This is a genomic window from Levilactobacillus tongjiangensis (assembly GCF_003946345.1).
GTDB lineage: Bacteria > Bacillota > Bacilli > Lactobacillales > Lactobacillaceae > Levilactobacillus > Levilactobacillus tongjiangensis.
Window position 1 is genome coordinate 1 of the sequence record NZ_RHNY01000027.1, and the last position, 25,627, is coordinate 25,627.

The window sequence follows — 25,627 nt, forward strand, 5'->3', positions numbered from 1 at the left end:
TTGGCATACGAAAATCCCTCCGTCATTGTCAGATGAATTATATTATTTCATCTGACAACCACAGAGGGATCATAACAATGTTGATTACCAGACTTTTTATTTATTTTCGAGAACGAATGGTCGTTCGCTTTTCAAACTGCCTAATCTCTAGCAGACTGGACAGACGACCTATTTTAACTGCTTAACGACTCGCGCTGGGTTACCCGCTACGACGACGTTATCGCCGAATGACTTGGTAACCACACTACCGGCGCCGACAATCACGTTATTACCCAGCGTGACGCCCGGACAGATGATGGCGCCACCGCCGACCCAGACATCATCCCCCAGCGTGACGGGTTTGCCAATACCCATGGCCCCGTTACGCCGCAGTTCCGGTTCAGCCGGATGGTTAACGGAATAAATCTGAACTTTTGGTCCCAACAGGCAGTGCTTGCCAATGTGAATGGGACCCACGTCCAGCATGACACAGTCATAGTTGGCAAAAAAATCGTCGTCGACATAAATATTGTAGCCATAGTCACACCGAAATGTGGGATGTACACTCACCGAATCCCCGGTGGCACCGAATAGCTTTCGAATCAATCGTTCGCTCTCCTCGGGATCACTTTCCCCGAGCGCATTAAACGCCTCCACCTGTTGCCGAGCGGCATCCCGCTGGGCAACCAGTTCAGCATCATAAACATCAAACAATTCACCGGTAACCATTTTTTCTTGTTCTGTCTTAGCCATAATTTACCTCCATCTTTAGCCAGTTTTATTAGATTATTATTGTTACAAATCACCCAGACACCTGAGACGTCCATCCGTCTCGATACTGAGGAAAAACTCTTTCCTCCACCACCTACTACTTATCTGTGTGGAGCTGAAGGCAGCCAGGGGTGACGCTGTGTCGATGTTCTTAGTCGACGTTTTGGGTCGGCTTAGAACATGGGGCGAGCTTGAAAACACACGGGTTCGGTGTGGTTTCAAGTCGAGCGAGAAGCCTGTACTTCGGCTGAAGCGACCCCACAGCGTCACCCCTGGCGGCCGTAGGCGGCTATGGTGTCCATCCACTTAAACTTCATAACACCATCCCCATACCACCAGTCAAACAATTAAGCCGAGAGTAAGCGGCTATCCACCCGACACACCAGTTTGGAGCCGGAGGCAGCCAGGAGTGGCGCTGTGTCGATGTTCTTAGTCGACGTTTTTGGTCGGCTTAGAACATGGGGCGAGCTTGGAAACACACGGGTTGGGTGTGGTTTCAAGTCGAGCGAGAAGCCCGTTTCTCAGGCTGAAGCGACCCCACAGCGCCACTCCTGGCAGCCGCAGGCGGTCTCCACACCAATCCGTGGAAAGAAAAATGGCCAAGACCGCTCTCGGCGACCCCGACCATTTCTTACGATAGAAATTCTAAGTTTACTTAATGAAAGCCTTGTTCATGTTAACCATGGTAGCAAAGTCTTCCATTTGTTCTTCAGTCAAAGCGAATGAGAGCATGGTATGGTGACCACCACCAGCTTGCATCCAAGCTAAGGCACCCTTTTCAAGACCAACCTTTGGCGTCCAGAGTTGCTTAGCAACTGGGAGCTTAGGCGTGTCAGCTTCAGCCTTGTGAGCGTCAACGGCGTAGCTGATCATCTTGAAGCCATCACGGAAGTCAGCAACGGTCACATCAATGGCGTCACCTTCTGAACCAGAGAATACCAGGCGGGCAGGGTCAGCCTTGCCACCGATATCCAATGGGTGAACTTCAACACGAGGCTTGTCGGAAGCGATTGAAGGGTCGACTTCCAACATATGTGAACCCAGGATGGCTTCGTGGCCCTTCCGTAAGTCCAACGTGTAGTCTTCCATGAAGGCCGTTTGCTTGTTGTGGGACATGATTTTCATGACACGGCCCAAAGCAGCGGTCTTCCAGTCACCTTCGGCACCGAAGCCGTAACCGTCACGAATTAATAATTGTGCGGCTAAACCAGGTAATTGTTCCATACCCCAGAGGTCTTCGAAGTTCGTGGTAAAGGCAGTGTAACCACCCTTTTCCAAGAAACTCTTGATACCAAGGTATTGCTTCAATTGAACACGAACTGAGTGCTTGTACTTGTCAGCATCGTTGTCGCCTTGAACCATTTCGTACTTGCTTTCCAAGTCAGCGTATTCCTTGTCGACATCAGCGTCTTTGACCTTGCTGATTTCTTCAACCAAGTCACCGATACCGTAGTAGTCAACGGTCCAGCCCATTTGGATCTGTGCTTGAACTTTGTCACCTTCAGTAACGGCAACGTTACGCATGGTGTCACCGAAACGAGCAACCTTAACCTTGAAGCTTTCGTTGTAAGCAACTGCAACGTCTTCCCATGAACCGATCTTAGCTTGGACTTCTTCATCGCCCCAGTAGCCGTAAACGATCTTGTTGTTCATACCTAAACGCGCGTTGATGTAAGCATATTCGCGGTCACCATGAGCACTTTGGTTCAAGTTCATGTAATCAAAGTCGATGTCAGCGTATGGAATGTTGTTCAGGTATTGGGTAGCCAAGTGAAGTAATGGCTTTTGTAACAGTTCAGTCCCACGGATCCAGTTCTTGGCTGGGGAGAACGTGTGCATCCAAGTAATCACACCGGCAACTTTGTCGTTGTAGTTAACTTCCTTCATGAAGGAAGTGATGCTTTCGGCAGTCGTCATAACATCCTTGAAGACAACCTTGTAAGGTAACTTGCCGCTGGCGTTTAACTTGTCAGCGATGTCTTGTGCATCTTTAGCAACGGACTTTAATTGTTCTTCACCATAAAGGTGTTGTGAACCGGTAACGAACCAAAATTCATAATCTGGTACTGATAACATAAGAAACACTCCTTTAATATAGTAGTAATTTTATTTTTATAGTTGGATAACAGTTTTATTGTCGTGCAGCATGTTCCTTGGACTTAGCATTGTTTTGGCCGTAGTAGGCGTTGGCGCCATGCTTTCTGAGGTAATGCTTGTCCAACAGGTACTGTGGCAATTCCAAGTTCTTCTTAGTCAATTGCATCGAGTGGTAATCCTCTTCCGCAACGACTTCCAAGACCTTAGCGTTGTACACAGCCTTAGCTGGGGTTGGGCCCCAAGCGAAGGGACCGTGTTGACTAACCAGCGCTGCTGGCACGGCTTCGTAGTCGAGGCCACGTTCATTGAAGGTCTTCACGATGGTTTCACCCGTGTAGCCTTCGTAGTCTTCTTCGATTTCAGCTTTCGTCAACGCATCAGCGGCTGGCACATCGCCGTAGAACGTATCCGCATGCGTCGTGTTCATAGCTGGGACGTCCATGTTGGCGCCAGCAAATGAAACTGCCCAAGGTGAATGCGTGTGCACGATGCCCCCAATGTTGGGGAACTTGTTGTAAAGTACGGTATGCGTTGGAGTGTCGCTGGAAGGGTTCATCTCTCCTTCAACCACTTCACCGTCGAGGTTTACAACGACCATGTCACTAGGCTTTAGCTTGTCGTAATCAACACCGGATGGCTTGATGACGAACAGACCCTTGTCCCGGTCGATACCGGAAACATTGCCCCAAGTAAAGGTAACTAACCCTAATTTAGGCAGTTGCATGTTGGCTTCGTAAACCTCTTGCTTCAAATCTTCTAACATTCAAGTAACCTCTCTCTCTTAGTCACTGATGGCATCGCCGGCGGCAGCTTCCACTGACAATCCACTTTGATACTTGCCGATAAACTTACGGTAGCCCTTAACCCCTTCAGGTTCGGGACTTAACGTCATGCTCTCTGGGTTAGTGAAGACATCTTGATCCAAGAAATCTTCCAAGCTTTCGCCGGTGTTCCGTTGGGCAAAGGCGGCTAAAACTGCCATCCCCCAAGGACCACCCTCACCAGCCGTGCTCATGACCGTGATGGGAATGTTTAAGGCATTCGCCAGGGCCTGTTGGCCGATAACTGGCGTCCGGAATAAACCACCCTGCGCAATCATCACATCAGTTTGCACGTGTTCCTCATTAACTAAGATGTCCATTCCGATTTGGAGTGGTGCAAACGCAGCGTAGAGTTGCGTCAACATGAAGTTAGGTAAGGAGAAATGGCTGTTTGGCGTCCGGACAAATAATGGCCGGCCCGCTTGGATCTTGGTAATGTTTTCACCAGATTGGTAGCTGTAGTTGACTAAGCCACCGGCATCCGCGTCAGCCTTGGTTGAAGCCAAGAATAACGTTTCGTATAACCGGTCAGGCTTCAAATCAATTCCCAGCCGGTTGGCAAATTCACCAAAGATGTTAGCCCAGGCGTTAATATCTGAAGAACAGTTATTCACGTGGACCATGGCAACTGGTGAACCGTCTGGCGTCATCACGATATCAATGTCGCGATAAACCTTGGATAGTGGCTTGTCTAAGACGTTCATTGAGAACGCAGACGTTCCAACGGAGATGTTCCCAGTCCGTTGACGAACACTGTTCGTGCCGACCATCCCGGTACCAGCATCCCCTTCAGGTGGTGCCATGACGCTACCAGCTTCCAAATTGCCACTGGCATCCAATAACTTGGCACCTTCAGCCGTCAAACTACCGGCCGTCTTACCAGCTGGTAAGATGTCAGGCAAGATGTCGGCTAACTGCCAAGGATATTGCTTAACATTTTCCAGGTTGTTGAATTTATCCAACATGTCCTGGTTGTACGTACCAGTCTTTTCGTCAATTGGGAACATCCCGGAGGCGTCACCCACACCCAGGACCTTTTTCCCAGATAACTTCCAGGTCACATAACCAGCCAGCGTGGTAAAGAAGTCGACGTTAGCCACGTGATCTTCGTGATTAAGGATAGCTTGGTAGAGGTGTGCGATACTCCAACGTTGTGGAATATTGAAATCAAACAACTTGGTCAATTCATCAGCTGACTGACCCGTAATGTTGTTCCGCCACGTCCGGAAAGGTACCAACAAGTCGTCGTTTTTATCAAAGGCCAGGTACCCGTGCATCATGGCACTGATCCCGATAGCATTGATGTGCTTCAAACTTGCGTGATACTTACTTTGAACGTCAGCGGCCATTTGCGTGTAGCTTTGCTGAATCCCCGACCAAACTTCTTCAAGCGGGTAGGTCCAAACACCGTCTTCATAACGGTTTTCCCAAACGTAGCTGCCTGATGCGATGGTATTAAAATCATCGGTCACCAGCACTGCCTTGATTCGGGTTGAACCTAATTCAATTCCTAATGAAACTTTGCCCGCTTCAACAGCTTGAGCCGTTTCAACTAAGTTCATTTAACTTTACCTCCCGGTTTTTATCATCGTGATAGTGCGTAAATTAATTGCTTTCAACAGTTTCTTCAGCGTTTTTCTTACCGTGGTTAGTTCCACGAGCTTCGATTTCTTCAAGTGAGTGACCACGCGTTTCTGGAACACAGAAGCGAATGAACAGAACACCGAAGACACAGATGAGACCAAAGACAGCGAAAACAGCTTCTTGTGACATTGATGCGGTCATGATTGGGAACAATAACCCAACGGCCCATGAACCGATCCAGTTGAAGGATGAAGCCAAACCTGATGCCCGGCCCCGAACAGCTAATGGGAAGACTTCCCCAACCAGAACCCAGGTCAACGGTGCCCAAGTGAATGAGTAGAAGGCCACGTAGATGGATAGGAAGAAGACAATCATCATTGGACTAGCGTTTGGCACGATCCAGTTGATAACTGCTGGTAATAGGAAGGACAAAGCCATAACCGTCCCACCTAAGGTCAATAACGTCCGCCGATTGAACTTTTCGGCGATCCAGATGTAGAGCAATGACCCGATAACCAACAGAACCCCTTGGACGATTGGCCACATCAGAGCAGAACTTGCAGCGCTCCCAGTTGCCTTTTCAACGATCAATGGAATGTAGTAGAAGATGGCGTTGGCACCTTGGAATTGCTGGAAGGCAGCCACACCGACACCGGCGATAACCAGGTAACGGTACTTGCTGTTGAACAGTGTTGCCCAAGACGTCTTTTCCATTGAGTTCTTTTCAGTAGCAGCAGTTTCTTGAATGGCTTTAACTTCGCCTTCAACTTCTTCAGGCTTCCGAACGAAGGACAGCACTTGGCGCGCTTCGTCTAACCGGTTGGCCTTGATCAAGAAACGTGGTGATTCTGGTAACTTCAATACCCCGGCAAAGAGGATGATGGCTGGCACGGAAGCCAACCCTAACATCAACCGCCACGAGATATTTTCTGGTAAATCCTTTAAAACGAAGTCAATCACGTAAGAGATCAACATCCCAGAAACAATCATGGTTTGATTGATTCCGGAAAGGCTCCCCCGCAAGTGTGCGGGTGCCATTTCTGACATGTAAGCGGGAACCAAGGCTGAAGCAGCCCCAACGGCTAACCCCAAGAAGATCCGCATCCCAATCAGGTAGAACGTCCCGTTGTTAGGTGAGAACCCACAAAGAATGGACCCGATGGCAAAGATCAATGAGGACATCAGGATCATCCGCCGCCGACCTAACTTGTCGGCCAGTTGACCGGCAATAGCGGCACCGAAGATGGCACCGAACATCACGGCTGAAGTCACCCAACCAATCAATGAAGCATTTGTTAAATTCCAGTCGGTCTTCAGGAATGGTAAGGCCCCGGTCATAACACCGATGTCATAACCGAACAAGATACCCCCGAATGACCCGAAGAAGAAGATAAATTTGCTAGAAACTGATTTTTTCTTATCCAAAATTCTTTCCTCCTGTTTCACGGTTTTTATCAATAATTGCTATCTAACTAAATTGCTGCTTAACGGCCCTGCCAATCCCGTGCGTGAAGTTTGCCGGCTTGCTGTAAATATCACGAGATTGTGAACCGCTTTCATTTGTTAACAAATACAGTTTATTATATTTGTACGCATAAATCAACAAAAACTTTTGTTATTCGGATTAATCGTACGAGTCGATGTTGATATAACGCGGTTTCTACCATTAAAAAAGTTGTAAGCGTTATCGAAAAACGTTAAACTAAGCGCTTACTAATCAGCCATTAAAACGGTTTATTTTGCGTAAACTCACCATTTCTACACAAAAAAAGAAGACGATTTCACGAACAAGTCGCCAAATCGTCCTCACTAATCAATCACGAGCCATTAATTAGACAAGTTTGTTTAATTTTGGTTAATCCGGACTAATCTTGAGCCGATTTTCCAGGTTTCCCTGCTGAATGTCGAATAATTAATTGGGGGTCGTATGTGATAGATTGCACATCCTGTTTATCCAAGAGTTTTAGCATCATCTTGGCTGCATCCTGACCCATGATTTCCTTTTCGTGGCTCAGCGTCGTCAAGCTAGGGCTCAGGTATTGGGCCATCTGGTAATTATCGAAGCCCACGACGGAGACGTCTTCGGGAATCCGCAGCCCCTGGCTCTTCAGGTAGGCCTGCACTCGAATCGCCAGTTGGTCGTTATAACAGGCAATAGCAGTGGGTCGGTCCTCAGTCGCCAGGTACGAATCGATCCGGTTAGTAATCTTGGTAAAGTCATCACCGGATTGGTACATAATCAGGTTACTCTTATAGGAAATCTCTGGATGTTGCTGGTACGCCTGGACGAACCCGTTCATCCGGTGGACCCCTTGAATATCATCCACTTGGAAGATCCCAGCAATACTCTCATGACCGAGTTCCAACAAGTAGTCAATGATCCGACGCTCCCCTCCCACGTCATCCGTGGTCACTGCCGGAAAGTCCAACTGGGGGTAACTCGCGTTGATAAACAGGACCGGAATCCCGTCGTCTTTGATTTCTTGGTAGAGGTCCATGTTGGGGTTAGGCAAAGCACTTTGTGTCGGTTCAATGATCAGTCCGGCTACTTTCCCATTCAACATGTTGATCAGGTTCTTACGTTCTTTTTGATGGTCATTATGGGTGTTCCCCAGTAACAACGAATAGCCACTGTCGGAGATGACCTGGTCAATGCCGTAGATGATCCGGGGGAAAATGTAATCCGCAAAGTGGGTCGTGATGACCCCAATCATGTTACTGTCGCTCTCGGTCGTCCAGTCCTTATGCCAGTCCTGAACGAACATGCCACCACCCTGAATCCGGTAAATGAAGTGCTCGGTCTCTAAGTCCCCGACTGCCCGGCGTACGGTATAGCGGGAAACGTTGAACTGCTCCATCATTTCAGTTTCAGTTGGCAGTTTATGATCAATTTGATATTGGCCTGAAAGAATGGCCTCTTTCAGGGCATCTTTAACCTTTTGATATTTATTTTCCATGTTTTCTCTCCATCACTCATTCGGTCGGGCCAGCAACTCGCACCTGACAAGTCGAATGAATTTTCCCTAAATTCCTGACGAACACAGTAGTTATTGCCCGCCGTCGATTTATTTGTAAATTTGTTTGGTTATTGTTAGCATAGCAAACTTATTTCTTTTTTCCAACGGACAAGACTGACATTCTTGCATTATCTTGCCAAATTTTCGCTAAATTGCCATCGTTCGCCTAATTCAACCAATTGACCACGCAAAAAGACGTGTGACCGAACACTGCAGCCCACGACTCATCATTAGTTCTCTTTCTAAGTTCGAAAACCGTTATCACGTCAAGAATATTAAGGTATTATAGACTCAAAATTAGTCCCAGCCACCTGCGGCCGTCAGAGATTCCGCCTGCTGTGGGGAACGCCTGCGGCCTGAAAAGCGGTCCTTCGGCTCGGTTTGAAGTCTGGAACCCCACCAGTCTCCAAACACGTCCCACGCTGTAAGCCGAAAATCGGCTAACACCGTCGACACAGCTGGCTCCACCTCTGACCCCCTCCGGTTAAACAGGTTCTTGGAAACTATGCTAGTTTAAATACCATAATGACAGCACTTACTCACTATGTCTGACTAAACTACAATACCCAATCCTTGTTGTATCAAACATATAGTGGGTATTTAAGTGTCTTCAACCTTTAGTACTCTATTGGATTCCCTTGCGCGTCTAGTTGCTTGATCACTCGCGCGGGATTTCCGGCCAACACGACGTTATCGCCAAAGGATTTGGTGACAACTGAACCGCCACCAACAACCACGTTATCACCTAAAGTGACACCAGGCAGGATAGTCGCGTTGCCCCCGATCCAAGCGTTGTTGCCGATTTTGACAGGTTGTCCAACACCTAACCAGGACGTCCGATCGGCCACGTTGAGCGGATGGGCCGCCGTGTAGATTTGCACCCGTGGCGCCAAGAGAGCGTTATTCCCAATCGTAATGTCACAGGTATCTAACAGGATACAATCAAAGTTTGCAAAGAAGTTATCGCCCACGTGAATGTTGTACCCATAATCACAGACGAACCGCGGCCGAACCTCTACGTTCTGACCCACTGACCCAAACAACCGTTGTACCAACGCCGTTTGTCGCGCCTTGTCCCGAAATGGAATCGTCGTTAACTCCTCGTACAAATCACGCGCGGCCAACCGCTCCTCGACCAGTTGCTCATCATTGACGTCGTAAAGCTCCTCCGCCATCATTTTATCGTACTCTGATTGTCCCACAGTCTGCCATCCCATTTCTTAAAAGTTGATGCGTTAATCGTAGCATGGCTTGAAACCGATTTCAATATAATTTATATGGTCGTGTTATTAGATAAGACAATTATCCGTATAAATAAAGGCTTGGGATAAATTTCCAAGCCTTTTCCCGTATTCCCATTTATCTTACTGCACCGTGTCTTGCAGCAGCTAGCGCGCGCCTGCTACAGATATTGTGCGGTCACGGAACGCGGTGCCGTTATTAAACCACTAACGGGGCCCTCATAGAGAACCTCACCGCCCTTACTCCCACCATCTGGACCAATATCAATGATCCAATCGGCACTGCGAATCACGTCGAGATTATGTTCAATCACGATTACCGTATTTCCCCGGTCTACCAGCCGATTAATAATTTCAATCAAATTGCTAGTATCTGAAGCGTGAAGTCCGGTCGTCGGTTCATCCAAAATATACAGGTTACCCCGCTTATTAAGCTCCTTGGCAATCTTCAGACGTTGCCCCTCACCACCGGAAATTGTATTCAGGGGTTGCCCAAGTGCTAAATAGCCTAGCCCCACGTTCAACACTTGTTTCAATTTAGGGGCGACCTTGGTTCCCGCAAAGAACGTGGCCGCCTCTTCAATCGTCATTGCTAAAATCTCGACAATGTTTTTCCCCTGGTACTGATAGGTCAAAACTTGGGGATCAAACCGACCACCATGACAGGTCTCACATTCGACAGTGGCATTTTCCATAAAGGAAAGATTGAGCTCCAAGACACCCTTGCCACCACAGGTCGGGCAAGCTCCTTTGGAGTTGTAGCTAAACAGGCTATCACTCACGTCATTGGCCGTGGCCAACAACTTGCGAATCTCATTCATAACACTTAAATAAGTTGCCGGATTAGCCCGACTATTGGTACGAATCGGACGCTGTGTTAGCCGAATGGCCTCGGGATGGTCAGCAGCAAATACCTGATCAACTAGCGTACTCTTACCAGAGCCAGCAACTCCCGTGACCACCGTAAACAATCCCGCTGGCACTCGTAAGACGGCATCTTGTAAGTTATGCAGCCGGCTCGGCGCGCTAGTTATAAAGTCTTGCGGCTGACGGGGGTGCGCATTGACTGGTAATTGCTGTAACAGGTACTTCCCGGTCAACGTTTCACTCGTCAGTAATGCCTGATAACTCCCCGTGAAGGTAATTTCACCCCCATGGATACCAGCTCGCGGCCCCACGTCGACCACATAATCGGCAACCTTAATGACGTCCGGATCATGTTCCACGACCAACACCGTATTGCCCTTATCCCGGAGTTTCTGCAATAACGTATTCAACCGATGAACGTCGCGCGGGTGTAGCCACGTGCTCGGCTCATCCAAAATATAGAGCAGCCCTGTCAGACTATTGGCCAGATAGCGGACCGTCTTAACCCGTTGTGATTCTCCACCGGATAACGTGGTCGTTTCACGCGTTAGCGTCAAGTAATCAAGGCCAACGTCGACTAGACCCTGTACCCGTTCCTGAATACCCGCTAAAAGGCCAGCCATTCGTTCGTCGGTAAAACTTGCCAACGTCGTCTGAAGATCGTTTAACTGTAGCGCCAGAAGGTCCGCAATATTGTTCCCCTGAATCTTCGAGGCCAACACTTCGGGCCGGTAGCGCGTGCCGTGACAGGTGGGACATGGCACCATCGTCGCAAACTTCGAAATTTTCTTGCGGGCGCCATCGCTACTTCCTTGTCCCGTCTTCAGGTTCTGCCGGTAAAACTGACGTTCAATGCCTTCAAAGGTGGTATTGAATGTCGTCCCCTTGTAAACCACGGTGACGTCCCGTTCACCGTTCATTAGTGTTTCAAACTCATCAGCTGTGTAATCAACCAACGGCTTGTTCACGTCAAACAAACCAGTTGCCTTCATGACCTCATCGTAAAAACTATTCACGCCGTGTCCTGGCAACTGAACTGCCCCCTCGGCGAGTGACTTCTGGCGGTCAACCGCCACGTCACGTTTTAAAACATAAGTTTTACCGACACCCTCACAGTCGGGACACATCCCCGCCGGATCGTTAAAAGAAAAAGCATTACTGGCGTCGCCATAACGGGGCTCACCAAACCGGGAAAAAAGAATTCGGAGCAGTGGATTAATATCACTCACGGTTCCCAATGTCGACCGGACATTCCCACCCAGTGGTTTTTGATCAATCACAATGGCAGTCGCAAGGTTATTGACCTCATCCACATCCGGTCGCTGATAATGTGGAAGATAGAGCCGCGTGAAGCTATCATATGTACTGTTGAGTTGACGGCCAGCTTCTTGGGCGATAGTGTCAAACACGATGGATGACTTACCCGACCCTGAGACACCAGTGAAAACAGTCAGTTGGTTCTTTGGAATTTTCAGACTCACATTTTTCAGATTATTCTCGCGGTCATTGATGATTTCAATAAATTCTGGTTCAGTCATGGAAACCTCCAGTCGTAGGCTTAAGTAACAGATGGGTTTCTAGATTACCATACTTCAGGGGGTGTCCCAAGTAAGGCGCCTTACTCTTTTGATCCAAGCTTTGAAATCATCATTAGACCACCAAACCAACAAAAAAACCGGGGACTTTAGCCCGGTCTTCCTGATACTTAACCACCTTGTATCGCGGTTGGTTCACTACTTTGATTCTCACGAATGACTGCCATAAAGGCATCACCGTATTTTTCCAATTTACTTTCTCCCACACCTTTAACCGTTAAGAAGGCGGCTTCGGTGGTTGGCAGAACCTCGCACATTGCGTGCAAAGCCTTGTCGGAGAAGATCACAAATGGTGGCACGTGCTGTTCCTCAGCCAGGTTTCGCCGCAACTCACGAAGCTTGCCAAAGAGCGCATCATCCTCTGGTGCCAACCGTTTGGCCTGACGTGCCATCTTACGAAAGACCTGTGTTTCGCCTTTTAAGACGCCCACACCTTTACTCGTCACTTGTAAGGTCGGGTACTGACCACCCACGCTAGCTAAGTAACCCGCCGCCGTGAGAAAATCAATCAATTCCCCCACCGTTTTTTGCCGCTGATTACGCATGATCCCGTAAGTCGGCACGTCCTCAAGATGATTCTCCCGAATCCGCTGGTTATGCGCGCCAGCTAAAACTTGGGCCACAATCCCCTTGCCGTAGCGAGACCGCAACCGAACCACACAGGAAAGCACCTTTTGAGCATCCGTGGTGACATCTTGGGCTTCCCGGTCATCACGACAATTGCTACAACGGCCGCAGGGCTCAGACTCTTCCCCAAAGTAGCGCAGAATGAACTGCTGCAAGCAATTCTGAGTATTAGCGTACTGATTCATAATCTGTAATTTTCGATAGGAGCGCAATCGATGTTGTTCATCCATTTCAGACTGGTCGATGAAGAACCGCTGAATTTGCAGATCAGAGGCGCGGTACAGCAGGATGGCTTCACTAGGAAGACCGTCTCGCCCGGCCCGACCAGCTTCTTGGTAGTAGGCTTCCAGAGTGCCGGGCACCTGTGCGTGAATAACAAACCGAACGTTACTCTTATCGATTCCCATCCCAAAAGCATTGGTCGCCACCATTACCTGAACCCGGTCGTACAGGAAGTCTTCCTGATTCTGACGGCGTTCATCATCTGGCAACCCCGCGTGATAGGCTGCGGCTTGAATGTGCTGACCGGTCAGCATCTTCGTCAACCGCGTAACTTCCTTACGCGTGCTGGCATAGATGATGCCCGTCTCACCCTGATTCACCTTGAGGTAATCCAGAATATAGCGATCGGTGTCTTGGTCTTTGACCACCGTTAAATCTAAGTTATCCCGTGCAAAGCCAGTATTGACCTCGTTATTAGGATTGATTTTAAGCTGTTGGCAAATATCCGTCGCCACTTGTTCCGTAGCGGTCGCCGTAAGTGCTAAGACTTGTGGTTGTGTCGGTAATTGCTCAATTGCCGTACTCAACGCCAGATAACTGGGCCGAAAATCATGACCCCACTGTGAAATACAGTGTGCCTCATCAACCGCCAGCAAATCAATTGGTAGCTGGGCTAGAGCATTGACAAATGCCGCCGAGTCCAGACGTTCAGGCGCCACGTAGAGCAATTTGTAGTCCCCACCATGTAACGCTGCCAATCTTTCCTGAATATCCGGCCATTCTAGTGAGCTGTTAATGAAGGTGGCTGGAATGCCACTATCATTGAGAGCGTCTACTTGATCCTTCATCAGGGAAATCAGGGGCGATACCACCACCGTAATACCATCAAAGAGCATTGCCGGAATCTGATAACACAGGGACTTCCCACCACCAGTTGGCATGATGGCCAGGCTATTGTCTCCCGCCAAGACGTGCTCAATCACTGCACGTTGGCCCGGCCGAAATTCATCGTAGCCAAAGACCGTTTTTAAAACTTTTTGCGCTGCCGCTAAATCCATCATGACCTGCTCCTTAAGTATTCAATGTTTCCATTCTACTGGCATTCCCAGTCCATGACAACCGAACAGGACTCCTTTTTTAATTCACAATCTCAGTGGTAGATAGTTGACAGGTCGCACATATTCGCTTATAGTAAATTAAATCGTACGCAATTGAATTGGAGGGATGCTTATGGCCGAAGAGGATATAACCTTAGCCAATCAGCTCTGCTTCTCGGTTTATCACGCCAGCAGACTTTTTACACGTTTTTTTCAACAAGCTTTACAGCCGTTTGAACTCACTTATCCCCAGTACCTCGTTTTGCTAAGTCTGTGGGAAAATGATCGACAACCACTTCACCGACTAGGAGAACAACTTGATTTTGGAAGCAATACACTCACCCCGCTTCTTCGGCGCATGGAGCAGCGGGGCTGGTTAACTCGGCAATTGCCTCCTAGTGATCGACGTCAACTGATTATCGCCTTAACTGATAAGGGCCGTGAAACTCGCGGGCCCATTTTGGGCGCGGTGCAACAGTGTGTCCGTCAACAAGGTTTTCGTCGAGAACAGTACCAACAAGCATTGGTCATCAATCAGGCTTTAGTCAATAAGTTAGAAAAAATGTTAGACTAACATTTTTTCATCATCCCTACCAATCGTCCGCGATTAAAATTGAAAACGGCACTAACATCTATGCTAGTGGTGACGTATTGGCTAAGCGAGTCCCCAAGTTAACACCTACGGCTACCTTTGAATCCAACTACATCGCCCAACAGATCTTGGGAAGTACCGACCCAATCACCTACCCAGCCATCCCCCAAGTCCTTTTCAGTCTGCCCCGCTTGGCACAAGTTGGCATTACCATTGATGAAGCGAACGCCGAACCAGATGGCTACCAACAACATACGATTGCCTTTGGCCAGCTCATGGCCTATGGCTACCAGAATGAACCGGATGCCGACTTGCGCGTTGTGTTAAACAACCAAAATCAACTGGTCGGCGCTGCCGTCTACGGCATGGATGCCCCAGACCTAATTAATGCGTTGGTCATGATTATTGACCAACGTTTAACGGCCGCAGATCTTCAACACATGATTTTTGCGTTCCCAACTCCCATTCAAGGCATCATTGACACCCTGCTCCCATTTCTGGTCCAGCATGAAGAAGTCACTGCCCCAGCAACCATGGAAGCCTAATAGCTGCATCCCAAGTCTTGGAGAAACCTCCAGGACTTTTTTTCTGCTAACGATTTTCTCCCGTATAGTAGGCAACCTTCACTACCAAGTTGCCACTATCACCCTGACTTAGCCCACGTGTCATACTAAGAATAACGATGAATCATCACGTTTAAGGGGGGACAGAAAATGCGGATGCCCATTAAAATTTATAACGTGACCGTGGTGGTACTGGCGCTGGTGTCGATTGTCCTTGCCATTTTAGACTTTTCCAACGTTATTCAGCTAACGGCTGCTCCCTGGCTAGCGGTCGACAACTTGATTCTGGGGTTCTTTACGGTGGATTACGTCGTTCGGTTCTGGCGGGCTCCTCATAAGTGGCTATTCTTCCGGCAAAATATCTTCGATTTTCTGGCCATTATTCCCCTGACCACTCTATTTACTTTTTTCCGACTAGCCCGAATCACCCGTCTCTTTCGCCTGGTACGTCTGTTTCGCTTCGTTCGATTAATTGGTTTCATCGGTAAGCTTCGTCACGTATTAAAGCGATTCTTAAAGACTAACGGGTTCGTTTACTTGCTGTGGGCCTGCATGGCGATTCTCATCCTGGCTGCCACACTCTACGCCTATGCTGAACGGGTTTCTTGGGGTGAAGCGCTCTGGTGGGCCATCGCCACCACCACAACGGTGGGTTACGGCGACGTTGCTCCCCGCACAATCGTCGGTAAATGTGCGGCCACCCTGCTCATGTTGGTCGGCATTGGTTTTATCGGGGCGTTGACCAGCACCATCACCACCTACTTTGCCAACCGTGAATCGGCTACGGATGCTCGCGAACTCGCTGAAAAGCTAGACACCATCGAACAACAGAATCGGGACTTAAAGGCAGCTATCCAGGAACTTAGACGAGAACAATCTCATGAATGAGAGAGACTTGCGTAACCACTTCAATTTACCGGACCATGAATGATATAATATTGGGTAAAAGGAGTGCTGCATTCATGAAAAAAAGAATTAAAGGCTCATGTACCACGATTTTAGTTGGTAAAAAAGCCTCTTTAGATGGTTCAACAATTATTTCTCGGAACGATGACGGTCACGAGGCCCTTGACCCCGAAAAATTCGTCGTTGTTAACCCTGCAGACCAACCACGGGACTACAAGGCTGTTATCAGTGGCGTTGAAGTGAAACTCCCTGACAATCCTTTACGTTATACGTCCATCCCTAACTCTATCTTGACGAATGGTATCTGGCCAGCTGCCGGCATCAACAGCGACAACGTTGCAATGTCTGCCACTGAAACCATCACCACAAACTCACGGGTCTTAGGTATTGATCCTTACGTTGACGGCGGTATCGGTGAAGAAGACCTGGTTACCCTGGTTCTCCCTTACATCCACAGCGCACGCGAAGGGGTTGAACGCCTCGGTAGCTTGCTCGAACAATACGGGACCTACGAACCAAACGGAATCGGCTTCTCTGACAATAATGAAATCTGGTGGTTAGAAACCATCGGTGGTCACCACTGGGCTGCTAAGCGGATTCCAGACGATGCCTACGTTGTTGCCCCTAACCGGATGAACATCGACAGCTTTGACTTCGATGCCGAGGACACCATGAGCTCCAGCGACCTGCAAGACATGATCGCCAAGTACTCCTTAAACCCCGACTTCAATGAAGTTAACTTGCGCCACATCTTTGGCAGTGCCACTATCAAGGACACGGTCTACAACAACCCCCGTGCTTGGTTTGGCCAAAAGTACTTCAACCCAGAAATTGAACAAGACCCTCAAGGTCAAGACCTACCATTCATCTGCCACGCGAACCGGAAGATTTCTATTGAAGACGTCAAGTTCGTGTTGAGTTCTCACTTTGAAAACACGAAGTATGACGTTTACGGTGACGGTTCAGAAAGTGACAAGACGAAGTTCCGGCCAATCGGTATCAACCGGAACCACGATGTTCACATCTTGCAGATCCGGAACAACGTGCCTGACAGCATTGCCGGGATTCACTGGTTGGCCTTTGGTGCCAACACGTTCAACACGGTCGTTCCTTTCTACGCCAACGTTGACGACACCCCAGCTGCCTACAAGGATGCTGATGGCACCTTCAACATGAACCATATGTACTGGTTAAGCTGCACCACTGCCCTCTTGGGTGACACAGACTACGACCTGTACGAAGACTTCCGGAACACCTTTGCCTTAGAAGCAATGTCTGCCTACCGTAAGATTCAAAACGACACTGACGCTGCCATTGAAAATGGTGCCGACGTTGCAACCTTAAAGGCTGCTAACGAAAAGCTGTCCGACGAATCCTTCACGCGTCAGACTAAGCTGCTGGGTGACATGGTCACCTTTGGTTCTGAACACATGAAGTTACGTTACAACTTAAACGACTAATCATCTTTCTAATCAGTCGGTACCTGCGAGCACAATCGCTGGTACCGACTTTTTTTGCTTTAAATCCAGTTTCGGCGTAGGGCCTGTCGAAACACCTGAATGGCCAGCTGGGCATTTAATTCCTGTTTGGTCATGGCACTGGATCTTCCGGCCAGATTCGGTTCATATCTGGTCGTTGACTGCTGGGACGCACGCGCTGCGCTTCCTTGTTCGTCACTAATCGTCATGATTAGGCTCCTCTCCATGGCACACCGTTCTCCATTTATCTAACCTTACTTGCCTTACCCCATGGCTGTATAGCCCTTTCTCCTAGCAAATAATTCGATACTAAGCTAGACGCTCGCCACCACCATCTTTCTAGGCTCACAAATATTTAAATTCATATCCCCGACGAGCTTTTCAATATTGCTTACCAACCACTGACGTATACAAAAAGGGATTGAGACAAACGCCTCAATCCCTCTCTTATATTTCTGAAACGCGTGCCAATAGGTAGCCAATCACCTACCGTTCCACTCGATTCAGTCTGATTCAAGTTTATTTAACCGTTTCAGCAATTGCTGCGTTAACGGCATCCTTTTCGGCTTCCACTAAGTCAACCCGAGTTGCCACGATCTTAGTATCCATGGTGATCTCACGCGTTAAGCCTGGTGTGTTGACCTTAGGTTCGAAGAAGGCCTTGAACTCGGCCAAGCGTGGTGCGGTGTGGAAGATTCCGGACGTCACCGTAATGTACGTACTGAATTCCATGTCCCCACCAACGGTATCTTCCAACCATTGCCAGTCGTTTCGCAACCAATCCCAAGCAGCTTGTTGCCCGTCATCGTTGCTCAGCACACCCCGGTACCAAGCCCGTAAGTCTTGTGGCTTGATGGTCTCAGCATCTTCGAACTTAGCAATGATTTTGGCAATCAAACTAGCATCCGGCGTACTGGTCAAAGCGGCACTGAGGTCAGCCTTGTAGCTAGCGTCGGACGTCTGACGATAAGCCGTCAGCAACTTTTCAAATAAGTCGGCACTGCCGTAGTTCTTCACCTCATTGCGCAGAACCAGGACCCGAATATCGGCCGACAATGCGGCTAAGTTGGCAGCATTCTGCGTGAACAAGTCGTGCGCATCGGCGATTGCCTTAGGATTCTTGGCATAAAGTGCCGCACTCAAGACGTATGGCCGGGTCAACTGGTCATCGTTTGATTCCCCAGACTTAGGCAACCAACCTAAACGGGTAACTTGTTGCGCACTCAATTTGTCATAGAAGGCCCGCAGGTTCTGTTCCTCGCTTGAACCTGGTTGAACGAACTTTAACAGGTTGTGAGCAACGGTGTACAGGGCCGTGTTGACCGGCGTCGACGTACTGTCCGCAAACCGTGGCAACAGTGGCACAACGCTTGCGTAAGAAATCTGCCGACCATCAGCCAGCAAACGTAAGTCCTGTAATAACTGTAACTGAGCAATGGCATTTAGCTCAGCAAAGTTGGCCAAAATGTCCTGTAACAGGGTGTCGTCATACTTCACGATGAAGTGAGAATTGTTCCCAACGTTCAAACGGAAGGGTTCCCCACTAGCTGAACGCAGGGCGTCATAGTCCCCAAGAGTGACTGTCTTGTCGGTCAATAATTCGGGTGCAGCCTCGTAGTTGCTGTTCAAAGGAATCTGCCATTGACGACCGGCGTCCTTGCCATCCCCAATGAAGAATTGTTCCTGGGTCAACGTCAATTTACCAGCGACCACACTAGCAGAAACAACTGGATAACCAGGTTGTTCCAGCCAAGAATTCATGATGGCACCAACGTCCATGCCAGAAGCTTGGCCCAAAGCGGCCCAAAGATCGGCCCCCTTGGCATTGCCAAATTTATGTGCATCGAAGTAGGCCTTCAAGCCCTTCCGTAAGGCGTCGTCACCAATCAGAGCGCGAACCATGACTAGCATCCGGGCACCCTTAGCGTACACAATGGCACTGTCAAAGATGGCGTCGATTTCGGCTGGGTCTTCCACTTGAACGTGAACAGATTGAACACCGTCCGTGGCATCCCGTTGGAGCGCCATTGGGGCTTCACCCGTTTGGAAGGCTTCCCAGATGTGCCAGTCAGGTTGAATGGCATCAATCGCCACGTATTCCATCATGTTCGCAAAACTTTCGTTCAACCAGAGGTCATCCCACCACTTCATCGTTACCAGGTCACCGAACCATTGGTGAGCCAGTTCGTGGGCGATAACCGTTGCCACGCGTTGCTTCATGTCTAAGGCCGTGTTGTCTGGATCAAGGACCAGGTAAGCTTCCCGGTAAGTGACCAGTCCCCAGTTTTCCATCGCACCGGCAGAGAAGTCAGGTAAGGCTAACTGCCATGAGTGTGGAAGTGGGTAAGGTGTTTGATAGAAATCTTCATAGAATTCAATTGACCGCTTGGCAATGTCTAAGGCAAAGTCCAACTCGTTCGCTTGGTGAGCCTTGGTTGCGAAGACGCCGACCTTAACACCACTCTTGGTGGTCGTCAGTTTGCTTTGTAGGTCACCAAAGGCAAAGGCAATCAGATAAGTCGACATCCGCACGGTCGTGTCAAAGTAGTGCACGCCGTTTTCAGTCTTCACTTCTGGCATGTTGCTGATGATCGTTTCACCAGCGTGTTCATCAAACTTGATAGCTAGGTCAAAGGTCGCCTTGGCTTCAGGTTCATCCACGCTAGGAAAGGCTTGTCGGGCAGCCGTAGTCTCGAACTGCGTCCCGATGATCTGCTTCTTCTCGCCGTTAACTTCGTAGTAAGAAGGATAAATGCCCATCATACTGTCGGTCAAAGGAGCACTATAGTCAATCGCCAGGGTCGTGTCGCCGGTCTTGCTCAAGTCGATCCGAATAGCTTCATTAGCATCGTCCGTCTTAAACGGTACCGCAACCCCATCAGTCTTGACGGCACTGATGGTCATGTACTTTTGGTGAATCGCGATGGATTGGGTCTTGGCGTCCCCGGTAATGGTGGACGTTCCCTTGATCTGTTTCGTTTCCCGGTTGATATCGATAAAAATATCGTAGTGACTGGGTTGGAATGTTTCATAAAAATGTGTGAGTTCTGCCATGATTTTCTCCTTAAAATTTAAGAATAATCCCATTATACGACAAACCAGTAGTCGACGCCACGAATGACCCCGTTAAGTTTAAGAGCGGGCAAACCGACGACTGTTAACTTCCCACGAAATCGGCTGAACCGTTTTTAACTTGAATCCTCAACTCTTTCTCGGTTAGCCCCCTACACAACACCTAACGTCAACGGTAATTAAAAAAGTACAACCGATATTGGTTGTACTTTTTCCTCAAGCAGTAAAACGTCACATTGTGTCATGCCACTCATATATAATCTGAATATAGTGATTGTCTACTCTCATGCAATAAAACCAGACAATTCGAAAAAAAGAGGAGCGCTATTTATGAAGAATACTAGATTAATCAAGTTTGTAACTATGTTAGGTCTCGGGGTTAGTTTGCTAGGTATTGGCTCTGTTACGGCAAATGCTTCAAGCAAGCCATATATTGGTAGTTTCTCATCACGTAAGATTACATATCATATCGATTCAACTTCCAAGCATTGGAAGGATAATTGGAAAGGTGCTATCAAGTTATGGAACGATTTACATGTCGTCAAATTACGCGCTGCGAAAAAGGCATCAAATGCTGAAATTCGCTTGACGACGAAAAAATATATTAAAGGGGGGATTGACTTTAGTACCCGTTTAAGTGGTTCTCAAGGCAGGGGTGGTCTTTTTTATTCAAAAATCGCATTAAATCGTCATGTATTTGCCAAATTTTATCCAACGGAAAAGCAAAAAGAACAAATGGCTTTACGCAGCGTAGGTGTTGCCATTGGTTTAGACTACAGCGATGACCCTACCAGCGCCCTAGCGCTTGCTTCCAAACCATCTGCTCAAGATAAGGCTAACTTGAAACTTGCCTACAAGGGTATTAAGTAAACACTAAGCAATTAATTATTAAAGGATTACTCGTAAGCACGGGTAATCCTTTTTAGACTAATACGCTATACAAGCTGTTGGTAATCTTCCTGATTGGCAAGATTAGCACCCAAAAACCATTGATTTCAGTATCAAGTTCATCAACAAATGTTCATTAATTCAACCGAAGCTTTGAGTATGTATCGTCATAACCACCGTTAGCTTTAATCAGTTTACGATACGTTGCTCTAGGTGCTACTGACAATTCGAACCGTTTTTCTTGTTCAAACCAACGAGATAACATCTTACACTGTGCCCCTGCTTCATAGTAACGGATAACTTCATTCTTTCGAGCACCAACGTACAAGGTCTGAAGCTGTTGACCTTGACCCATATATTCACTAATCTCCAACCCACCATTTAAACTCTTCCCCGTTCCACCTCGAAGATTCCTATGCTTCACACTTAGGAAAAAAGCCATTAAGTCTAAGAACGGGCAAGCCCCCAACCGTTACCGTCTCATAGACCTGAAAAATCAGTGGCCACTTTCCTTCAACCACGTCTCAACTTCCTGACCAGTAATGGTACCAGTAAAGCGGTGAGCGGGTTCCCACTGAACTGCTGGATAGTCTGCGCGTAACGTCTTGGCAGCCTTCGTGATGGCCGTTGACCCGGACGTACAGAATTGCCAAACCTGCTTGCCACGCAGGACGTCCGTTTCCACCAACGTGTTGATCACGTGCGGCACCTGCCCCCACCAGAGCGGTGAGCCCAAATAGATGGTATCCGCCTCACGTAACGCAATCATGTCCGGCGTCTGAATGGCTGGTCGCGACGTCTCATCGGCCGTTTCTAAAGAAGTCCGACTGGTAACATCGTTATAGTCTAAATCAGCGGTCGTATACGGTTGCTGAGCATTCAGCTGAAGTAACTTGGCCCCAGTGACTGCCGCAATCTTCTGAGCAACGGCTTGGGTGTGTCCAGTATTTGAAAAATATAAGATAACTTGTTTGTGCATGGTAAAACCCTCCTAGTGTGGGATTTTTTTCGCTACGCCTTTATCGTACACCAAATTAAAAAACGTGCGCCAAAGGACGTTTGGCTGGCGAGCATTACCGTCGTTAGGGCAATTGACCTAACGGGGTTAAATAGAACCAGCCATCCTTTGACGCACGTTTCAACCATATAGCAACTAATCAAACCGATTACAGATCCAAAAATACCTCACTAGCCGAGTACTGCGTTGCGTGCCCGCTCAGCTTCGTTCGCGCCCCTTCATACGTGCAATGGAGCACACCGGAACGTGCCGAAGCCTGGTAGGCCAGGATTTGTTTCTTCTGCAGCTTCTTCGCCCAGTATGGCACGATGTGACAGTGACCACTCCCACAGACGGGATCCTCGGGGACGGCTAACTTTGGTGCAAACGACCGGGAAACACAGTCATACTGACCATCACCAGCTGCCGTAACGTTCTGCAATAGCCCATCCAAGTGACTCAGCTTATCCATATCCGGGGTCATCTTGGCCACCTGCTGGGCACTGTCAAACACACACAACAGGTCACGGCCCAAGTAGGCCTCAGTCGGTGCCACGCCAAAAGCATCAGTCATGGCAGCCGTTACGGGAACTGATTTGAGTTCATAAGATGGGAAGTCCATCTCGTACAAGTCGCCCCGTTTGGTAACCGTCAAGTCCCCGCTCTGGGTTGCAAAGGTCACCGTCGCCTGAGTCGGCGCACCGTATTTAAACACCAGGAAACCAGTAGCCAAGGTCGCATGACCACAGAGGTCGATCTCACCACCCGGTGTGAACCACCGCAACTGATACTTGTCCGGCGTCTCCTTCACAGCAAACGCCGTCTCAGACAGCTTATTTTCCATGGCAATTTTTTGCATCATTTCATCTGCTGGAAACTTATCCAGAAACAAAACCGCTGCCGGATTACCTTTAAATACCTCATCGGTAAATGCATCGACCACATAACTCTTAAGCATGTAACTCCTCCATTCACGAAACGTCACGGCCCATTACCTTGTCAGGCCTTTAAGGTAAGCGTACAGTGAATGTATCCATTCGTAAAGCGACTATTAGTACTTGAACTATGAAAGGAATTGATTTGTCATGCATCGCCTACTGGCCTTTCAAAAAGTGGTTGAACTTGGTAATTTCACCAAGGCGGCGGCCGCGCTAGGATACACACAGTCGGCTATCAGCCACATGGTGGCGACCCTGGAAGCCGACTTTAAAATCAAACTCCTATACCGTTCCCGCACCGGTGTACGTTTAACCTTAGAGGGACAACAACTCTACCCCTTCCTGCAACGAACACTCAGACAGTATCAGGCCATGTCAGACAAGGCCCAGGAAATTAATGGGCTGGGCTCTGGCACCATCCGCATCGGCACGATTTCTAGCATCTCTGCCCACTGGCTTCCTAAACTCATCAAGGCATTTCAGGAACGCTACCCCCGGGTTGAATTTGTGTTGCTTCAAGGTGACTACTCCTCCATCCCCGAGTGGGTGCGGACTGGTGAGGTCGACTTTGGGTTTGTCACACCGGACGCGCTGACCAACACCCCCGTCACCTTCCTTAAATCCGGCCGTTTGCTGGCGATTCTGCCACCCCACCACCGCTTAGTCGGTCAGTCGACCGTCAGCCTGACGGATCTCGCCAGCGAGCCATTTCTGGCCTTAGAGGAGGGCGCCTACAGTGAACCCCTCACGGCCTTTGCTGAACAGGGGTTTCACCCCCACATCAAAATGCGGGTCCACGACGACTATTCCATCCTGTCGATGGTAGAGCTGGGAATGGGCGTCAGCATTCTCCCCGAACTCGTCCTCACCAAGACCGCCCATGACGTGGTCACCCGTCCCCTGAAACCGAATCTCACGCGGAAAATTGGTATCGTTAGTCAGGATGCAGCTGCCCTACCAATTGCCAGTAAGACCTTCATTGACTTCATACTGACCCACGTGGCCGAGCTACCTTAAACAGATTAATGACCTAGATTTGGTCACATAAAAAGGGTGTGAGATTTTTCTCACACCCTTCATTATTTGTCTTACTTCAAGCCTTGAATGTACGCTTGCGCAGCAGTCTGATCAACCACGTTGGAACCGTACGGATCATTCGTCAACCGGTTGATATAAGCTTCAGAAATACCGCCCAAGTCCACGTAGAACGCCTTCTTGCCAACCTTGACCGTCATCCGGTACATGCCAGGGTCCAAGTTATAGTTGTCAAAGGCTTGGAAAACATGGCCCAATGAAACGGTCAATCGATACTCAGTCTTCTTGTCGACCCGCACCTTCTTCGCGCCGAAGCCCTTCAAAGGTTTCGCTAAGTAATACGTGTAGGTACTTGCGCCCCGGGTAAACTTCTTGATTTTCACCGACTGCGCGTAGTGGTCGTACTGAATGCGGCCCGACTTCTTAGCCTGATAGTTGGTGTAGTAGTTCAGGTAGTTGTCCGCGGTCACAATGATAAACGGATTGTTCTGCCGGTCACTGTCGTAGTAAGACTGCAGGTTCTTCGCCTGGAGAGTCGGCAGATTCATGATCCCTTTATAGGAAAATGCCGTGGACTTCTGATACGGCAACAATCGGGTCTTGTTCTTAGAATCAAGCACAAAGTTGCAGTTCTCATTCGTTACGCCAAAAGCCTTAAAGGCCTTGCGCTGATTAGCCTTCGTCAAGTCCGCAATGTTGACTGAGAACCGGCTGGGGAACTTAGGATTCAACGTATACTTGCTGCCCCGAACGATAGCATCCTTGGGCAAAGTCACCGTCTTCTTACCGCCAATTGATACTTTTGTTGCTCGTGAAAGTTGGTAGACACTGAGGCCACTATCCAGCTCAGTCGGTACCTGGCCGTTGTCGTCCGCTTGCATCAACGCGTTCAAGTTTTTAACCCCGACCCGATCAAATTCACGATCGACTTTACGACTGGTCTTGGTGACCTTTTCCTGTTTAGTCTGCAGTCGTGTTAAAGTCTTGCGCGTCCTGTTACTCATGGCTGAAGCGTTAGTCATCGTGAGACTCCCCACTAACGCACCCAATAACATGAGAGTGGTAGCACCCCTACCGCTAATTTTGAACATTTAATTACCCCCTAAGATATTGTTCCATTTAAGTATAGCGCTAGTTGGCCGATTTATCCTAAGGAAAATAAAGGTTCTATGATATTTGGTGTTGATAGAGAAATCTATCAACACCAATTTTTTGTATAATAAAAGGGGCACACTGCCCC

Annotated in this window: 20 protein-coding genes; 6 read left to right on the forward strand and 14 right to left on the reverse strand. The window is 48.6% G+C overall.

From position 1 onward, the window contains the following. Positions 1–168: 168 nt before the first annotated feature. The 9 genes from EKM75_RS11875 to recQ form a co-directional block, all read right to left on the reverse strand. Positions 169–732 (reverse strand): sugar O-acetyltransferase, encoded by a 564-nt coding sequence (locus EKM75_RS11875; protein WP_125694782.1) that lies wholly within the window; start codon positions 730–732, stop codon positions 169–171. A 669-nt stretch (positions 733–1,401) separates the two neighbouring features. Then, the gene (gene araA / locus EKM75_RS11880) at positions 1,402–2,826 is read right to left on the reverse strand and encodes an L-arabinose isomerase (protein WP_125694785.1); all 1,425 of its coding nucleotides are present in this window, start codon (positions 2,824–2,826) and stop codon (positions 1,402–1,404) included. Between the two features lie 55 nt (positions 2,827–2,881). Next, a complete protein-coding gene (locus EKM75_RS11885; RefSeq protein WP_125684551.1) occupies positions 2,882–3,610 on the reverse strand; it encodes an L-ribulose-5-phosphate 4-epimerase in 729 nt (242 codons plus the stop codon). Between the two features lie 18 nt (positions 3,611–3,628). Next, entirely contained in the window at positions 3,629–5,230 is a 1,602-nt protein-coding gene (locus tag EKM75_RS11890) for a xylulokinase (RefSeq protein ID WP_125694787.1), read from the reverse strand. 43 nt (positions 5,231–5,273) lie between these two features. Next, a complete protein-coding gene (locus tag EKM75_RS11895; protein ID WP_125694790.1) occupies positions 5,274–6,677 on the reverse strand; it encodes a sugar porter family MFS transporter in 1,404 nt (467 codons plus the stop codon). Positions 6,678–7,117: 440 nt separating this feature from the next. Further along, on the reverse strand, positions 7,118–8,209 hold the full coding sequence (locus EKM75_RS11900; protein ID WP_125694792.1) for a GntR family transcriptional regulator: 1,092 nt from the start codon (positions 8,207–8,209) through the stop codon (positions 7,118–7,120). 677 nt (positions 8,210–8,886) lie between these two features. Next, entirely contained in the window at positions 8,887–9,486 is a 600-nt protein-coding gene (locus tag EKM75_RS11905) for a sugar O-acetyltransferase (protein WP_125694794.1), read from the reverse strand. A 185-nt stretch (positions 9,487–9,671) separates the two neighbouring features. Further along, positions 9,672–11,915 (reverse strand): ATP-binding cassette domain-containing protein, encoded by a 2,244-nt coding sequence (locus tag EKM75_RS11910; RefSeq protein WP_125694796.1) that lies wholly within the window; start codon positions 11,913–11,915, stop codon positions 9,672–9,674. A gap of 167 nt (positions 11,916–12,082) precedes the next feature. Beyond that, positions 12,083–13,882, reverse strand: a complete 1,800-nt coding sequence (recQ, locus tag EKM75_RS11915; RefSeq protein ID WP_125694798.1) for a DNA helicase RecQ — start codon at positions 13,880–13,882, stop codon at positions 12,083–12,085. 169 nt (positions 13,883–14,051) lie between these two features. Here recQ and EKM75_RS11920 point away from each other — a divergent pair, with 169 nt between their 5' ends. The 4 genes from EKM75_RS11920 to EKM75_RS11935 all read left to right on the forward strand — a co-directional run bounded on the left by EKM75_RS11920 (position 14,052) and on the right by EKM75_RS11935 (position 17,439). Then, the gene (locus EKM75_RS11920) at positions 14,052–14,492 is read left to right on the forward strand and encodes a MarR family winged helix-turn-helix transcriptional regulator (protein ID WP_125694800.1); all 441 of its coding nucleotides are present in this window, start codon (positions 14,052–14,054) and stop codon (positions 14,490–14,492) included. Between the two features lie 77 nt (positions 14,493–14,569). Continuing rightward, positions 14,570–15,055 carry an NAD(P)/FAD-dependent oxidoreductase gene (locus EKM75_RS11925; RefSeq protein WP_164508798.1) on the forward strand — a complete coding sequence of 162 codons (486 nt, stop codon included), beginning with the start codon at positions 14,570–14,572 and terminating at the stop codon, positions 15,053–15,055. A gap of 168 nt (positions 15,056–15,223) precedes the next feature. Continuing rightward, on the forward strand, positions 15,224–15,961 hold the full coding sequence (locus EKM75_RS11930) for an ion transporter (RefSeq protein ID WP_125694804.1): 738 nt from the start codon (positions 15,224–15,226) through the stop codon (positions 15,959–15,961). A gap of 74 nt (positions 15,962–16,035) precedes the next feature. Next, positions 16,036–17,439 carry a C69 family dipeptidase gene (locus tag EKM75_RS11935; RefSeq protein ID WP_125694806.1) on the forward strand — a complete coding sequence of 468 codons (1,404 nt, stop codon included), beginning with the start codon at positions 16,036–16,038 and terminating at the stop codon, positions 17,437–17,439. A 537-nt stretch (positions 17,440–17,976) separates the two neighbouring features. Here the strand turns inward: EKM75_RS11935 and EKM75_RS11940 are convergent. Further along, positions 17,977–20,511, reverse strand: a complete 2,535-nt coding sequence (locus tag EKM75_RS11940) for a M1 family metallopeptidase (protein ID WP_125694808.1) — start codon at positions 20,509–20,511, stop codon at positions 17,977–17,979. Between the two features lie 348 nt (positions 20,512–20,859). Here EKM75_RS11940 and EKM75_RS11945 point away from each other — a divergent pair, with 348 nt between their 5' ends. Next, positions 20,860–21,399, forward strand: coding sequence for a hypothetical protein (locus tag EKM75_RS11945; RefSeq protein WP_125694810.1), 540 nt, complete (start codon positions 20,860–20,862; stop codon positions 21,397–21,399). A gap of 154 nt (positions 21,400–21,553) precedes the next feature. Here the strand turns inward: EKM75_RS11945 and EKM75_RS11950 are convergent, their stop codons facing one another. The 3 genes from EKM75_RS11950 to EKM75_RS11960 form a co-directional block, all read right to left on the reverse strand. Continuing rightward, positions 21,554–21,790 (reverse strand): hypothetical protein, encoded by a 237-nt coding sequence (locus EKM75_RS11950; RefSeq protein ID WP_125694812.1) that lies wholly within the window; start codon positions 21,788–21,790, stop codon positions 21,554–21,556. A gap of 123 nt (positions 21,791–21,913) precedes the next feature. Next, on the reverse strand, positions 21,914–22,396 hold the full coding sequence (locus EKM75_RS11955; RefSeq protein WP_125694814.1) for a flavodoxin: 483 nt from the start codon (positions 22,394–22,396) through the stop codon (positions 21,914–21,916). A gap of 187 nt (positions 22,397–22,583) precedes the next feature. Next, positions 22,584–23,372, reverse strand: a complete 789-nt coding sequence (locus tag EKM75_RS11960) for a PhzF family phenazine biosynthesis protein (protein ID WP_125694816.1) — start codon at positions 23,370–23,372, stop codon at positions 22,584–22,586. A gap of 127 nt (positions 23,373–23,499) precedes the next feature. Here EKM75_RS11960 and EKM75_RS11965 point away from each other — a divergent pair, with 127 nt between their 5' ends. Next, the gene (locus tag EKM75_RS11965) at positions 23,500–24,369 is read left to right on the forward strand and encodes a LysR family transcriptional regulator (protein WP_125694818.1); all 870 of its coding nucleotides are present in this window, start codon (positions 23,500–23,502) and stop codon (positions 24,367–24,369) included. Between the two features lie 71 nt (positions 24,370–24,440). Here EKM75_RS11965 and EKM75_RS11970 read toward each other — a convergent pair whose 3' ends face one another. Next, positions 24,441–25,478 carry a hypothetical protein gene (locus tag EKM75_RS11970; RefSeq protein WP_125694820.1) on the reverse strand — a complete coding sequence of 346 codons (1,038 nt, stop codon included), beginning with the start codon at positions 25,476–25,478 and terminating at the stop codon, positions 24,441–24,443. Between the last annotated feature and the right edge of the window lie 149 nt (positions 25,479–25,627).